16 protein-coding genes are annotated in these 12,841 nt (G+C 59.2%); 13 read left to right on the top strand and 3 right to left on the bottom strand.

Annotation, left to right across the window (positions count from 1 at the left end; genetic code table 11):
- Window positions 1-150 precede the first annotated feature (150 nt).
- From GAO09_RS16905 to GAO09_RS16930, 6 genes are all read left to right on the top strand, one after another.
- Window positions 151-711: a hypothetical protein gene (locus GAO09_RS16905; RefSeq protein ID WP_153355170.1), complete on the top strand. Its 561-nt coding sequence runs from the start codon at window positions 151-153 to the stop codon at window positions 709-711.
- Between the two features lie 211 nt (window positions 712-922).
- Window positions 923-1,219 (top strand): co-chaperone GroES, encoded by a 297-nt coding sequence (gene groES / locus GAO09_RS16910; RefSeq protein WP_153355171.1) that lies wholly within the window; start codon window positions 923-925, stop codon window positions 1,217-1,219.
- Between the two features lie 68 nt (window positions 1,220-1,287).
- Window positions 1,288-2,931, top strand: coding sequence for a chaperonin GroEL (gene groL, locus GAO09_RS16915; RefSeq protein WP_153355172.1), 1,644 nt, complete (start codon window positions 1,288-1,290; stop codon window positions 2,929-2,931).
- Window positions 2,932-3,090: 159 nt separating this feature from the next.
- A complete protein-coding gene (locus GAO09_RS16920) occupies window positions 3,091-3,633 on the top strand; it encodes an SMI1/KNR4 family protein (RefSeq protein WP_153355173.1) in 543 nt (180 codons plus the stop codon).
- A 48-nt stretch (window positions 3,634-3,681) separates the two neighbouring features.
- Window positions 3,682-4,239, top strand: coding sequence for a hypothetical protein (locus GAO09_RS16925; RefSeq protein WP_153355174.1), 558 nt, complete (start codon window positions 3,682-3,684; stop codon window positions 4,237-4,239).
- Window positions 4,240-4,249: 10 nt separating this feature from the next.
- The gene (locus GAO09_RS16930; protein WP_153355175.1) at window positions 4,250-4,639 is read left to right on the top strand and encodes a hypothetical protein; all 390 of its coding nucleotides are present in this window, start codon (window positions 4,250-4,252) and stop codon (window positions 4,637-4,639) included.
- Between the two features lie 127 nt (window positions 4,640-4,766).
- Here GAO09_RS16930 and GAO09_RS16935 read toward each other — a convergent pair whose 3' ends face one another.
- Complete coding sequence (locus GAO09_RS16935; RefSeq protein WP_209018741.1) at window positions 4,767-5,960, bottom strand: MFS transporter; 1,194 nt, start codon at window positions 5,958-5,960, stop codon at window positions 4,767-4,769.
- A gap of 97 nt (window positions 5,961-6,057) precedes the next feature.
- On the opposite strand from GAO09_RS16935, the gene GAO09_RS29675 reads away from it, so the two are divergent.
- A complete protein-coding gene (locus GAO09_RS29675) occupies window positions 6,058-6,618 on the top strand; it encodes a TetR/AcrR family transcriptional regulator (RefSeq protein ID WP_209018742.1) in 561 nt (186 codons plus the stop codon).
- Between the two features lie 72 nt (window positions 6,619-6,690).
- Window positions 6,691-7,221: an AAA family ATPase gene (locus GAO09_RS29680; RefSeq protein WP_209018743.1), complete on the top strand. Its 531-nt coding sequence runs from the start codon at window positions 6,691-6,693 to the stop codon at window positions 7,219-7,221.
- Here the strand turns inward: GAO09_RS29680 and GAO09_RS16945 are convergent.
- Window positions 7,208-8,140, bottom strand: a complete 933-nt coding sequence (locus tag GAO09_RS16945; RefSeq protein ID WP_153355177.1) for a lytic transglycosylase domain-containing protein — start codon at window positions 8,138-8,140, stop codon at window positions 7,208-7,210. The genes GAO09_RS29680 and GAO09_RS16945 overlap by 14 nt on opposite strands.
- A gap of 241 nt (window positions 8,141-8,381) precedes the next feature.
- Between GAO09_RS16945 and GAO09_RS16950 the strand changes: the two genes are divergently transcribed.
- The 3 genes from GAO09_RS16950 to GAO09_RS16960 all read left to right on the top strand — a co-directional run bounded on the left by GAO09_RS16950 (window position 8,382) and on the right by GAO09_RS16960 (window position 11,701).
- Window positions 8,382-9,107, top strand: a complete 726-nt coding sequence (locus tag GAO09_RS16950; protein ID WP_153355178.1) for a hypothetical protein — start codon at window positions 8,382-8,384, stop codon at window positions 9,105-9,107.
- A 38-nt stretch (window positions 9,108-9,145) separates the two neighbouring features.
- Window positions 9,146-9,877: a hypothetical protein gene (locus GAO09_RS16955; protein ID WP_153355179.1), complete on the top strand. Its 732-nt coding sequence runs from the start codon at window positions 9,146-9,148 to the stop codon at window positions 9,875-9,877.
- A gap of 282 nt (window positions 9,878-10,159) precedes the next feature.
- The gene (locus tag GAO09_RS16960) at window positions 10,160-11,701 is read left to right on the top strand and encodes a cation:proton antiporter (RefSeq protein WP_153355180.1); all 1,542 of its coding nucleotides are present in this window, start codon (window positions 10,160-10,162) and stop codon (window positions 11,699-11,701) included.
- Between the two features lie 60 nt (window positions 11,702-11,761).
- On the opposite strand, the gene GAO09_RS16965 is transcribed toward GAO09_RS16960, so the two are convergent.
- Window positions 11,762-12,085: a hypothetical protein gene (locus GAO09_RS16965; protein ID WP_153355181.1), complete on the bottom strand. Its 324-nt coding sequence runs from the start codon at window positions 12,083-12,085 to the stop codon at window positions 11,762-11,764.
- On the opposite strand from GAO09_RS16965, the gene GAO09_RS30260 reads away from it, so the two are divergent.
- The gene (locus tag GAO09_RS30260; RefSeq protein ID WP_274379769.1) at window positions 12,084-12,215 is read left to right on the top strand and encodes a hypothetical protein; all 132 of its coding nucleotides are present in this window, start codon (window positions 12,084-12,086) and stop codon (window positions 12,213-12,215) included. The genes GAO09_RS16965 and GAO09_RS30260 overlap by 2 nt on opposite strands.
- Before the next feature lie 123 nt (window positions 12,216-12,338).
- A complete protein-coding gene (locus tag GAO09_RS16970; protein ID WP_153355182.1) occupies window positions 12,339-12,794 on the top strand; it encodes a DoxX family protein in 456 nt (151 codons plus the stop codon).
- Window positions 12,795-12,841: the final 47 nt, after the last annotated feature.

A 12,841-nucleotide genomic window follows, 5' to 3' on the forward strand; every position in this document is an offset into this window, starting at 1 on the left:
TTCCCCTTGCCCTGCGACACTATGGCCACAAAACATTCCCTAAAAACGTCATGTAAAGGCCGTATGACGAAGCTTACGGGTTGTGACCATGCCGCGGCTACACTTCCTAGCCTGTGTTCAGACACAAGCGTTACGGTCATATAACCAGTATTGTTAGTTTCAAAACACATTCGGATAAGAACAAATATGCGCAGATCTGCAAAAGCAGCGTTGAGTCTCTCACTTTTTCTGGCGCTCGGAGCGACCCAGGCGGCTGCACAATCCGGCTTCTGCACGGGAAAAGTCCGAGATCTCAAGCTTGACCCCGCCATTGTGGGCGAAGGGTTTACCGTCGATCCCATGGATGACGGCTCTGCGCAGATCATATGCGCCGATTGCGCAGATACTCGCACGATCGCAATTTTTCTGGGCACCAACGATGACCGGGAACAGGGCTTGAGAGACGGCACTGTGACGGCTGATACCCTCACCGAGAAATGCCTGAAAACCGGACCCAATTGCAGCGCAAAGACGTTTGTTGAAGGACCGTCTGTCGGTTACACGCTCGAAAACAAGTTTGGCGAAAAAGTCCAGCGCCGATACGCCTTGTATAACGGCGGCAAGGTGTTGACCGTGAGAGGGACCGCGCCTCTGGCCGACCGGGAAAAGATTTCGGCCAACACCGAGGCTGTTTTCCGCTCGCTTCTGCCGCAGCTGCACTGCGGGGCATAATCACGTCGCGAGGCGTTAACTCTTGTCACACAGCGCCGTTAACGCTGTTTGGCGAGCCCAGCCAGCCTGTAGCGAAATTTTACGGGGCTTCCTTGACTCGGCTCTGACCCGGTCTTATCTCGGTTGCGCTGGCACTCACATATGAGGAGTGCTAACATCATCACGCGGGCCTCACCGGCCCGTCCATGTCATTTGATCGAGGGATTAGACAATGACAAGCACAACTTTCCGCCCCCTGCACGATCGCGTTGTCGTCAAGCGCGTCGAGTCTGAAGAAAAGACCAAGGGTGGCATCATCATCCCTGACACCGCCAAGGAAAAGCCGGCTGAAGGCGAAATCATCGCTGTCGGCGCTGGCGCACGCGACGACAAGGGCACGCTTGTTGCTCTCGACGTCAAGGTTGGCGACCGCGTTCTGTTCGGCAAGTGGTCGGGCACTGAAGTCAAGCTCGATGGCGTCGACCTTCTGATCATGAAGGAATCCGACATCATGGGCGTTATCGGCTGATTTTCAGTCGATCCTTCCTTTCGATAATCAGAAATCACCATTGAGCTTAAGCTCTAGGAGTTCTCAAAATGGCAGCTAAAGAAGTAAAGTTCGGCCGCTCTGCGCGCGAAAAGATGCTGCGCGGCGTCGACATCCTCGCTGACGCAGTGCAGGTAACGCTCGGCCCGAAGGGTCGTAACGTCGTTATCGACAAGTCCTTCGGCGCTCCGCGCATCACCAAGGACGGTGTATCGGTCGCCAAGGAAATCGAACTTGAAGACAAGTTCGAAAACATGGGCGCCCAGATGGTCCGCGAAGTTGCTTCGAAGACCAACGACATCGCCGGTGACGGCACCACGACTGCAACCGTTCTGGCCCGCGCGATCGTTCGCGAAGGTGCAAAGGCTGTTGCTGCCGGCATGAACCCGATGGACCTGAAGCGCGGCGTTGATCTCGCTGTTGCAGAAGTCGTCAAGGACCTGCAGGCGAAGGCCAAGAAGATCTCCACCTCGGCTGAAGTTGCCCAGGTCGGCACGATCTCCGCAAACGGCGACAAGCAGGTCGGTGCAGACATTGCTGAAGCCATGCAGAAGGTCGGCAACGAAGGTGTTATCACCGTCGAAGAAGCCAAGACCGCTGAAACCGAACTCGAAGTCGTCGAAGGCATGCAGTTCGACCGCGGCTACCTGTCGCCTTACTTCGTGACCAACCCGGAAAAGATGATCGCCGATCTCGACGACGCTTACATTCTCCTTCACGAGAAGAAGCTGTCGAACCTGCAGGCGATGCTTCCGGTTCTGGAAGCCGTCGTTCAGACCGGCAAGCCGCTCGTCATCATTGCTGAAGACGTTGAAGGCGAAGCTCTTGCGACCCTCGTCGTCAACAAGCTGCGTGGCGGCCTGAAGATTGCTGCCGTCAAGGCTCCGGGCTTCGGCGATCGCCGCAAGGCCATGCTGGAAGACATCGCCATCCTCACGGGCGGCACCGTCATCTCCGAAGACCTCGGCATCAAGCTCGAAAATGTCACGCTCGACATGCTCGGCCGTTCCAAGAAGGTTTCGATCTCCAAGGAAAACACCACCATCGTTGATGGTGCTGGCCAGAAGACCGACATCGAAGGCCGCGTTGCCCAGATCAAGGCGCAGATCGAAGAAACCACTTCGGACTACGACCGCGAAAAGCTGCAGGAACGTCTTGCCAAGCTCGCTGGTGGCGTTGCCGTCATCCGCGTTGGTGGCTCGACCGAAATCGAAGTCAAGGAACGCAAGGATCGCATCGACGACGCTCTGAACGCGACCCGCGCGGCCGTTCAGGAAGGCATCGTACCGGGCGGCGGCGTTGCCCTGCTCCGTTCTGCTTCCAAGATCACCGTCAAGGGCGAGAACGACGACCAGGAAGCTGGCGTCAACATCGTTCGCCGCGCTCTGCAGTCGCTGGTTCGCCAGATCGCAGAAAACGCAGGTGACGAAGCTTCGATCGTGGTCGGCAAGATCCTCGAGAAGAACGAAGACAACTACGGCTACAACGCCCAGACGTCTGAATATGGCGACATGATCGCCATGGGCATCGTCGACCCGGTCAAGGTTGTTCGCACGGCTCTGCAGAATGCAGCTTCGGTTGCTTCGCTGCTGATCACCACCGAAGCCATGATCGCCGAACTTCCGAAGAAGGAATCGGCTGGCGGCGGCATGCCTGGCGGCATGGGCGGCATGGGCGGTATGGACATGATGTAAGACCGAAAGGTCTTATGTCTGAGCCAACCGGTTCAGAATACGGAAAGGGCGGTCGCAAGGCCGCCCTTTTTCGTGTTTGATGCGCAAAACCGGTTGAGTGCAAGTTATTGTGCCCTAGATGCCTGATGGCATTGACGCAAGCAGAAGCTCCCCCATCGCATGTCACTGACAATCCTGCCTTATGAAAACCTGCCGACCGGGACTGACCTGCAGACCTTTGAGACGGCGATCGGCTACCGCCTTCCGGACGCCTACCGGCAATTTCTGCTCACCTATAATGGCGGCAGATTTCCCCAACCGGTGAATGCCCTTGAACAGGGGATCGCGCTGTGTTTTCCGGGCGAAACCATCAGCCCCGAACTGGCCGAGATAGACTATTACGCCCCGGGCAATCTTTGGGACATTGCGCCGTTTTACGGACTTCTGCGCCAACCGGGCGACTATGGTGATATTGCCGAATTACACGCTTTCCGCTTCAAGGAGATGCCGCCCGAACTGCTTGCCATCGCAAGCCAGATGGGCAATGCCCAATATTTTCTCTGCCTCGATGGAGAAAGGCGCGGCGAGGTTCTGTTCAGCTCCTATGAGACCCATCGCAAATATCGCGAGGACGAGCCGATCACGCAGGCTGATTTCGTTTGCGTGGCGAAAAGCTTTTCCGCCTTGTTTGAGAGTTTGGACTGGCGGCTTATTCCGGATTGACGGCAGGCCCGGCAACAAAACCTCGAGCTCCCAGGTTAAGGCATCAATATGATTTACAGCATTTCCGGAAGTGACGACCACCCGCTCGGCCGGCTTCAAGCTGTTCGCGACGAAGAGTGCCGCGAGGCCATGTATAGCGGCGACATCCATGTCGGGGATTTCGATGCGAATGCTATGAACCGCGACGATTTCCATTTCACCGACGTCATCGACAGTTTTTGCGTGCCGGTCTTCAACGCCCGTTTCAAACAGGCTTGCGAGGCACTCGCGCCGGGGGCGGTGGAGTTTCACCAAGTGCGGCTTGTCTGGGGCAAGGAAGACCTGCTCGAATGGGTGGGAGGCCAGATCGAGGGGTTTTACGTCGTCCGGCCCAGGATCGTTGATATTATCGACGAAAACCTCACCCCGATGCGCTTCTGGCCGAAACTCAAGACATTCAAGCTTGAAGATTATGTCATCACGGCGCTTCCGCCACAGGCACTCGGCCTGTTCGTCGATCTCAAACGACCGCATCAATTCATGGTCACCGAGCCGATGAGAGAGTTGCTGCAGGCCAGCGGCATTCGCGCCAGATACTGGCCGTTGCCAGTCCATATCTCCCAATAGGAACACGTCCATGCATTTCCATCACGTCTTTGAAATCGAGACCGCCCTGTTTCAGGGCACTGCTTCGCGTCCGGGCGGGATCAACGAGATGATCGGCGGCGATGAAATGGCGGCCTGGCTGCAGGCCGCGCTGGTGGAGAAAGGGCTGAATTGCGGCGAGCCTTATGCAGAGGACCACGGATGGGATTTCGAGATCCGCCATGAGGGGGGCCGTTATCTCGTCGTCTGCTCCTGCGACTTTGAAACCGAGAGCGAGGCAACGCAACGGCATGCGGTGCAGGTGGCCCATCTGAAGGGCAACGCTATCGAACCCAACCCGGTTTTGAACCTCGTACGCAGTGTGCTTGAATCTGAGCCTGCCATGACGATCACCGCCGATGAGGCAAAACGTCGGCGCTAGATTTCCCCCACAAGGCGCGGAATGTTGTCTCTATGCTTTGTTCAGAAAAATGATCGACGAAAGGGCGGCATTCGTGCCGCCCTTTCGCATTGTGGGTATCGCTCCAAGGCCTTGCGGCGGTTTCCGTTTACACCTCGACCACCTTGGCTCCCGCACCCCGACGCTGGATGGCAGGGGCACAAAACGTTGCCAGCGCGACCAGAACAAGCACGACGATCATCGCATTGCGCAGACCGTATTCCTCGCCCACGAAACCCAGAAGCGGCGGGCCGACGAGGAAGGCGACATACCCCGCAACGGCTACGATTTTCACGCGGGCCGCACCGTTAGGGCCGGAATCGCCGGCTGCCGAGAGCGCGACAGGAAAACCGAGCGATGCGCCGAGGCCCCACAAGATCACGGCCACTGCCGCCAGAGCCGGATGGCTGGCGAAGATGACGATGGCGATGCCCGCCGCCCCGGTGACGGCGCTGACCGCCACCACGGCCGCCCGACCATAACGGTTGAGAAGCACGCCGCCGCCGAAACGGCCGACCGTCATGGCGGTGGCGAAACCGAGAAAGACCATCGAACCGGCTGTCGGGCTGAAACCGTATTCATCGACCATCAGCAAGGGCAGCCAGTCGTTCGCAGCGCCTTCGGCGAGCGCCATCGCCAGAACAATGAAGCCTATCAGCAGAACGACCGGTTCTTTCCAGACGGGGGTGTGTCGGGCCGAACCATCCGTATGGGTGCCCTCGCCTTCCTGAACGACGGAAGTGACCGGGATATGCCTGATCGCGGTGGCGATGACCGGGATGCAGATCAGTGCGATCACCGCCATGTGCCATGCAACCGGGAAATGCAGGGCATTGAGAGCGATACTGATCAGGGCGCCAAAGACCGTGCCGAGGCTGAAAAAACCATGCAGCGCATGGAGAAGATGTTTGCCGGTGATGCACTCCACGTCTGCGCCATCGATATTGACGGCGATTTCCGCCGCACCGACGCCAAGGCCGAAAAACGCCAAGCCCAGGGCAACCGTCAGCGACGATGCGATCGTGACGCCGAATGCCAAAGTGGCCAGCGACAAGATGATGAAACAAAGCCCCGTGAACATCACTTTGCGTGTGCCGAAACGGCCGACCAGCGCGCCGGCACTCAGGATGCCTGTCATCGAGCCGACGGACAGGCCGAACAGCACCGCTCCCATTTCGGCGATCGACACGCCGAGACTGTCACGGATGGCCGGGGTGCGTGTGACCCAGGATGCCATGGAGAGGCCGGGAATGAAGAAGAACGCAAACAATGCCAACCGGCGTTTCTGAATTGAGGTGGTCAAGAAAAACTCCATCGGCCACGTTAGGAACAAATGTACACTTGCGCTATGTACGTTTGTACGCATAAGACGTCAAGGCGTGAATGAAGGGAATAGACAGATGGCGGCAGAAGGATCTTCGGGCGGCAACAGGCGATATGATCCCGACCGCAAGGCGCGGATCATCGAGGCGACGCTGGAGGTCATTGCCGTTCAGGGTGTATCCGGCACCACACACCGGCGGGTGGCGGAAGCGGCCGACGTGCCGCTGGGCTCGATGACCTATCATTTCGCCAGCCTCGACGACCTGATCGAGCAGGCGTTTCTCAAACTCACGCAGGAGATCGCCCACCACTTCGACGCGGCGTTTCAAAAGGCGCAAACGGCAGAGGAAGCGCGTGAGGCAGTGGTGGACGTCATGTGCGGCTGGTTCGCCATGACCGAACGGAAAATGACCCTTATTCTGGAGCTATACGCCTATGTGGCGCGCAAGCCGGATATCCGCCACGTCATGACCGGATGGATGGCCAAGAGCCGGGAGGCGCTCGAGCGACATTTTTCGCCCGATGTGGCCACATCGCTTGACGCCATAATCGAGGGCGCAACGATCCACAATTTCATGTATCCCGAGGGGATACCGCGCGAGGCGGCCCGGCGCATCGTGGCAAAGCTGTCGAGCTGACAAAACCCGTATGACGTCCGAAACATCATATTAGGTGACTATACTCGGCGTCATGACCTGCGCGGAGATGAAATGGCTATCAGAAACTATCTGATCGAGGGCATCTCCGGCGCCGGCAAAACCTCGGTTGCGACGGAACTCGAACGGCGCGGTTACCATGTCATCCACGGCGATCGAACGCTGGCTTATAGCGGTGATCCACGAACCGGTGAACCACTAGAAAACACCGCGTGGCACACGAACAGTCACGATCCCGGCTTCGTTCACGCACATCACGTGTGGGATATAAACAAGGTTCGAACCTTGCTGGTCGACCAAAACCATCCGGTCTCGTTCTTCTGCGGCGGCTCAAGGAATTTTCATCAATTCATCGGCCTGTTCGACGGCGTTTTTGTGCTAGATATCGATGTCGAGACCTTGAAGAGCCGGCTTGCCGAGAGACCGGACGGCGAATTCGGCAGCAATCCGGGCGAACAGGCACTGATCCTGCGCCTGCACGCCACAAAAGAAGACATTCCCGCCAGTGCAGTGGCCATCAACGCGACACGACCGCTCGCATCTGTGGTTGATGATCTGCTGGCGAAATGCATCACCGGTTCCTGAACACCGTGCATGGCACCGACACCGCCTTGATCGCCGCGCAGAGCTTGTCGGCTTCCTCGCGCGTTTCGCGGCCGATGCGTGCCGCATAACGCGGGCGATAACCGAAATTGCCGCCGCGCTGGCGTACGATCAGCGCACGCTCGACATTCAATGGCTCCGGCAACCGGAGGATGGCGCGCGTAAACAGCTGGTCGACAATGGCCGGGCGATAATGCGCGGCAAGCTGCACACCCCACGGCGCCCAATCGGCAGAGCCGGCAAACACCGGTTCATTCATTCGCCGTGTGTCGGCCAGCACGGTGCAGGCTTCAAGGAACGGGCGCTTTTCATCCAGCTCCGGTGCTGCCGTTTCGGGTGGTTTGTCCCGCCACATCTCGATCGTGGCACCTGTGATCGCAAAGACGTAATCGCGGGTTTCGATCGGCAGGCGCTCATTCGAGAGAAACCGCCCAAGACCGTTTTCTCCGGCATTATAGGCGGCGGCGGCATAGCCGAAATTGCCGAAACGGGTTTTCATCTCGCCCAGATAATTCGCCGAGGCATCGAGCGCCTCGATTGCATCGAAACTGTTGGAAAGCCCGCGCATGCGCGCCGTGCCGGGCATGAACTGGGCAATGCCCTCCGCGCCTTTTGGGCTGACTGCTTCCGGCCGGAACAGGCTTTCGCGCCAGATCAGCCGGGCGAAAAAGGCTGGCGGAACAGCATGGGCGCGGGCGAAATGTTCGATGGTGCGGCACAGATCGGTGTTGAATGTTTCGCGCCTCATGCAGAGCGTCGGCGAGGCATCGGGGCGTTCGTAGAGACATTTGTTCTTGTCCGGCGGTCCGGTCGGTTGCGCCGCCTCGGCCGGGCCGAAAACTCCGGCCAGAAACAGCAGGGCACTGCCGGTCAACAACACGGATCTTCGCGCGAAACCCATCCGGACCTGACACTCCCATGCGTTGATCGGACCCGGATGGTAGCCGGTTTCGATCCGGGCGCAACGGTGCCTGAAAGGCGGTCCGTGTTTCGGGGCCCAAGCCCGGGCTTCGGGATATTACCTCACCCTCATGCTTCCTTAAAAAGGGTAATAACACCAATGGTTTTCGCGGAATATCCGGTTGTGTTTGCTCACCCACGCCCTAAATCTGCCACCAGGCGAGGATGGGACAAAAGACGCCATGAACAGGGCTGAGAAGACGAAGATCGCGCAAGGCGGATGGCCGTACCTGCTGTTTATCGTCGGCTGCTTTCTTCTCTATATCTGCGGCATCCATATCGGCCAGATCGCAGCAATCGCACGTCCATGGCCGGAAAACATGGACGCGCTGTTGTGGAATGCGCCCTTCAGCGGGCGCGTATTTCGCGGCGCCGGAACCGTCATTTTCCTGCTGTTCGCGACCGTGACGCTGGCCGGCCTTCAGGCGTTCCGATCACTGACCGACCTGATGGATGCCGCGCGGGATCGGCTGCAGGGGCTGGACAGACGACATGTCGCTGCCGTGATCGGCACTTCCATTTTTGGCCTGCCACTGCTCATCGGCGCCAGCATGTTTCTTCCCAAGCTTCTGATCGGCATCGGTTTTCTCGTCCTTGGCGGAGCGCTGCTGATCAATATGGGAGTGGCCGGTTACGCCGTTCTAGCGGTTGCATGGGTCACGGCAGGCTCTATGCTGTCCGAAGACATGATGCGCCGCTCCTATGATCTTCATGAAGACTGTCGCCCCGGTGCACAGATCATGCTCAGAAGTAGCGAGCCCCTTGCCTGCTCATCCATTCAGGAACTCGGCCTCTATCACGGCGTGCTGATCCGCAGCGAAACGAAATCGACCTTCGTGCCGATCGATGAACTCGATCAGCAATCGGTGATCGAGGCGGTGGGGCGCATGGGCAATCTGCTGTTTTGAACATGACTGACCACATCGCTTTTTTCAGGGACAAAACCATGACGGCAGCAAACCCGACAGTGACCCGCTCGACACCCTCGCGGTTTGCGCTGTGGCTGGTGTTTTTATGCGCGATCGCCTTCGTGGCAGGCATGCATGTCGGCATTATCGGCTCCCTTCGCCCCATGCCGGAGAACCGCGACGTGCTTGTGGAAAACGCCGTCGTGAGTTGGCTGACGCTGAAGCGGACTGGGCTGGCACTGGTCTTTCTGCTGTTCTGGGACCAGCTTTCGGTGAAAACCGTGGGGCTCGAACCGGAGACGGGACGGAAGACGCCGGGCCATGTGTTTCACCGGCTGCGCGATCTCGACAAGATGCTGATCACGCTCCTCGTTGCCCCTGCCCTGTTCTTCCTGCCCGCATGGTTCGCATTCGGAGGCCATGGCTTTGCCGCCGTTCTGATGGCGGCGATCGTGTTGTATTGCGGTCCGCTGTTCCTGCCGCTCGGCGCTCTTGGCCGCATTGCGCTCATGGCCCTGTGGTTTGCCATCGGCTGGACGGGCGCCGACCTGTTTGGCCGGGCGATGACGGACGAGAGCACGGAATGTCAGGCCGCACTCGTGCTGAAATCTGGAGAAGCACTGCCTTGCGAAACCGTGATCGGCCTGCGCAATTACGAGGGCGTGCTGGTGGTGAAGGATGGCAGGTCGCGTTTCGTGCCGCTGGCGGATATCGATGCTGCCGCGCTGGGAAAAACGGTGCGCTGGGCCGCAGATGATCTGCTGCGGTGAAAACAGTTTTGGCGACACTGGCAACCAGATGAGCGCCGGCACACTGACGGAGACTTCGCATCGGAAAAGCGGCTTTCGCTGATCCTTGCAGACACGTCGGCAGGCTTTGCGAGGCCATTCGATGTCGTTGCCATGTCCGTCACGGCAGCAAAGACCAACTGGGCCTTCAGGCTGTTTGACGACTGAGCGCGCTGGCCAAGCAGCCGATCCGGCCTATCTGACGTCTATCACGATGCCGCATCCGCCCCGCCACATTGCCCTATTTGCCGTCAGGATCCCCGCATGAGCTTTTTTGAAAGCCTGCTTATCCTTCTGCTCGTCGCCGTCGTGCTTTTGCAGTTTTCCCGGCGGCTCGGCGTCCCTTATCCTTCCATGCTCGCCATCGCGGGAGCCGCTGTCGCGCTGGTACCGGGCATGCCCTATATTGCCCTCGATCCGCATGTGGCGCTCGCCCTGTTCATCGCCCCTGCGCTCATGGATGCGGCCTTCGATTTTCCGGTCGGCACAGCGAAACGTTTCTGGCTACCGCTTCTTGTCTTTGCGATCGGCGGCGTCATCGTCACCGCCGCCTGCGTGGCCTGGATCGGCTGGGCTTTCGCCGGCCTGCCTTTTGCTGCGGCCCTCGTACTGGGTGCCATAGTGGCCCCGCCGGATGCGGCAGCGGCCACGGCGGTGCTGTCATCGATGACGATCCCGCGCGACACCGACACGATCCTGCGCGGCGAGAGCCTGTTCAACGATGCTGCCGCACTTCTGATCTTCGATGCGGCGCTCGCCATCCAGTCGGCCGGAGGGGTCGATCGCGAGGTGGCCTTGCACCTTGGCCTTGCGGTGCCGGGCGGCATCGCGCTTGGTCTGGCGGCGGCCTGGGCAGCACAGCGGCTGCGCCGTTTCGTGGCCGGCACGCTCGGCGGCATCGTGCTGCAATTCGTGCAGACGTTTCTGCTCTGGATCATCGCCGAACGGCTGGAACTGTCAGCCGTCCTTGCCATCGTCACCTTCGCAATGGCCATGGCGCGCAGCTCGCCCGGCCGCTCTTCCACCCGCATGCGGGTACAATCCTATGCGGTATGGACAGTGGTCGTCTTCGTGCTCAATGTCATGGCGTTTCTGCTGATGGGCATGCAGGTGCGCGACATCGTGCGGGAAATGGAAGCCGGGCATCTCGGCCAGGCCATCGGCTTTGCGCTTGTCGTGATCGCGGTTGTGGTGGTCGTGCGCCTTGTCATTTGCTTCGGCTTCAACCGCATCCATGCCTGGTTCGTGGTGCGTCGCGGCGAGCCGGAACCGGCAACGGTGACGCAATCCCTGCTGGCCGGGTGGTGTGGTATGCGCGGACTGGTGACGCTTGCAACGGCATTCGCCCTGCCCGCTGATTTTCCTCAGCGGGATATCGTGGTGCTGACCGCCTTTGCCGTGGTGCTGGCGACACTTGTCGTTCAGGGCCTGACGCTGACGCCGATCATTCGCTGGCTGAACCTTGATCGGCGTGAGGCGGGCCATGGCGAGATGATTCATCTGCGCGGAAAGATCGCTCAGGCAGGCCTCTCGCGGCTCAAGGATATAACCGGGCCGGAAGCCGAACTCCTGCGCAGCAAATTTTCCATAGAGCGTACGGCCGTGTCCGACGAAACGGCAGAACAATCACTCAATGCCTATCGCAAGCTGGCATTGAAGGCGATCGCCGCCCAGCGGGAAAAGCTCGAATATTTGCGCTCCAAACATCTGGTGAATGTCGAGGAGTACAATTTTCTGCTGGAAGAGATCGACTGGCGCGAGCTTTCGGTGCTGCCGGCGGATGCGCGGCGGATCGAGGAAATCTGACAAAAAACGCCCGGGTCCTTTCGGAACCGGGCGGCTGTATTCCTGTCGTGTCAGCGCGGATCAGTAATAACCGCGACCGTTATGGCTCTTGCGGTAGATATTGCGGTTGGCACGATCCTGCATGCGCTCGATCCGGCGGTGTTCGCTGCGGGTTATACGGCCATCGCGGGCAGCGGAGCGCTTGGCGCGATCGATGCGGTGCTGCTGGCGCTGCAGGTTACGATATTCGCGCGGCGTCAGGTCGCCACGGCGCGCGCTGCGGTGAATACGATAATCCTGGCGCGATTCACGCGCTTCGCTGCGGTAGCTTTGAGCCTGCGCCATCGGCGCGGCCGCAAAGGTGATGGTCAGCAGGGCGAGAGCGCTGATGATGATCTTTTTCATGGGTATCCTCCTTGATCGCGCGATGTTCTTCGCTTTGAATCTTCTTTTCTCGATGAAACCAAAGTGGCGCTTCAACCCTGAACCCCTGATGAAGGTTCCGTTCATGAAGCGGATTCTCACGGCGACGTGATGTTCATTAATTGACGACAATCCGTCAACTTTCGTTCATCTATCGAAGACGAAAAAGATGGCGCACATAAGGCTCCAGAGAAACAAACGCCGCCACCAATGGCCGCGATCTGGAGACCCAAAAATGTCCGCCAATACGCAGACCGGCAACATCATCATTCTGGTTGCCCGCATCCTACTGTCTTACATCTTCATCACTGCCGGCTTCGGCAAGCTGACCGATCCGTCCGCCACAGCCGGCATGATCACCGGTGCCGGCCTGCCGGCAGCAACCGCGCTTGCCTATCTCGCCGGCCTGTTTGAATTCGTGACCGGCCTTGCCGTTCTCGTCGGCTTCCAGACCCGCATCGTCGGCTGGGCGCTTGCAGTCTTCTGCATCTTCACCGGCGTCATGTTCCACTCGGGTACGGTTGCCGTTCCCGGCTGGCCGGATGCCGCCCTTGGCTGGATCAACGCCCTAAACGGCATCATGCTACAGAAGAACTTTACGCTGACCGGCGCCTATATCCTGCTCGCCACATTCGGCCCGGGCCTCTACTCGCTCGATGCCCGCCGCGGTTCTGTCGCAATCGCAGGGTAATATTCCCTCATTCCCTGCCCGAACAGATCAGCCCGCCGGATTGTCAT

The organism is Endobacterium cereale, from assembly GCF_009617585.1.
GTDB classification, from domain to species: Bacteria; Pseudomonadota; Alphaproteobacteria; order Rhizobiales; family Rhizobiaceae; genus Neorhizobium; species Neorhizobium cereale.

Excerpts from the sequence above, each read along its gene's own strand:
- groES (WP_153355171.1), top strand. The coding sequence starts at position 923 with ATGACAAGCACAACTTTCCGCCCCCTGCACGATCGCGTTGTCGTCAAG.
- groL (WP_153355172.1), top strand. The coding sequence starts at position 1,288 with ATGGCAGCTAAAGAAGTAAAGTTCGGCCGCTCTGCGCGCGAAAAGATG.
- GAO09_RS16920 (WP_153355173.1), top strand. The coding sequence starts at position 3,091 with ATGTCACTGACAATCCTGCCTTATGAAAACCTGCCGACCGGGACTGAC.
- GAO09_RS16925 (WP_153355174.1), top strand. The coding sequence starts at position 3,682 with ATGATTTACAGCATTTCCGGAAGTGACGACCACCCGCTCGGCCGGCTT.
- GAO09_RS16930 (WP_153355175.1), top strand. The coding sequence starts at position 4,250 with ATGCATTTCCATCACGTCTTTGAAATCGAGACCGCCCTGTTTCAGGGC.
- GAO09_RS29675 (WP_209018742.1), top strand. The coding sequence starts at position 6,058 with ATGGCGGCAGAAGGATCTTCGGGCGGCAACAGGCGATATGATCCCGAC.
- GAO09_RS29680 (WP_209018743.1), top strand. The coding sequence starts at position 6,691 with ATGGCTATCAGAAACTATCTGATCGAGGGCATCTCCGGCGCCGGCAAA.
- GAO09_RS16945 (WP_153355177.1), bottom strand. The coding sequence starts at position 8,140 with ATGGGTTTCGCGCGAAGATCCGTGTTGTTGACCGGCAGTGCCCTGCTG.
- GAO09_RS16950 (WP_153355178.1), top strand. The coding sequence starts at position 8,382 with ATGAACAGGGCTGAGAAGACGAAGATCGCGCAAGGCGGATGGCCGTAC.
- GAO09_RS16955 (WP_153355179.1), top strand. The coding sequence starts at position 9,146 with ATGACGGCAGCAAACCCGACAGTGACCCGCTCGACACCCTCGCGGTTT.
- GAO09_RS16960 (WP_153355180.1), top strand. The coding sequence starts at position 10,160 with ATGAGCTTTTTTGAAAGCCTGCTTATCCTTCTGCTCGTCGCCGTCGTG.
- GAO09_RS30260 (WP_274379769.1), top strand. The coding sequence starts at position 12,084 with ATGGGTATCCTCCTTGATCGCGCGATGTTCTTCGCTTTGAATCTTCTT.
- GAO09_RS16965 (WP_153355181.1), bottom strand. The coding sequence starts at position 12,085 with ATGAAAAAGATCATCATCAGCGCTCTCGCCCTGCTGACCATCACCTTT.
- GAO09_RS16970 (WP_153355182.1), top strand. The coding sequence starts at position 12,339 with ATGTCCGCCAATACGCAGACCGGCAACATCATCATTCTGGTTGCCCGC.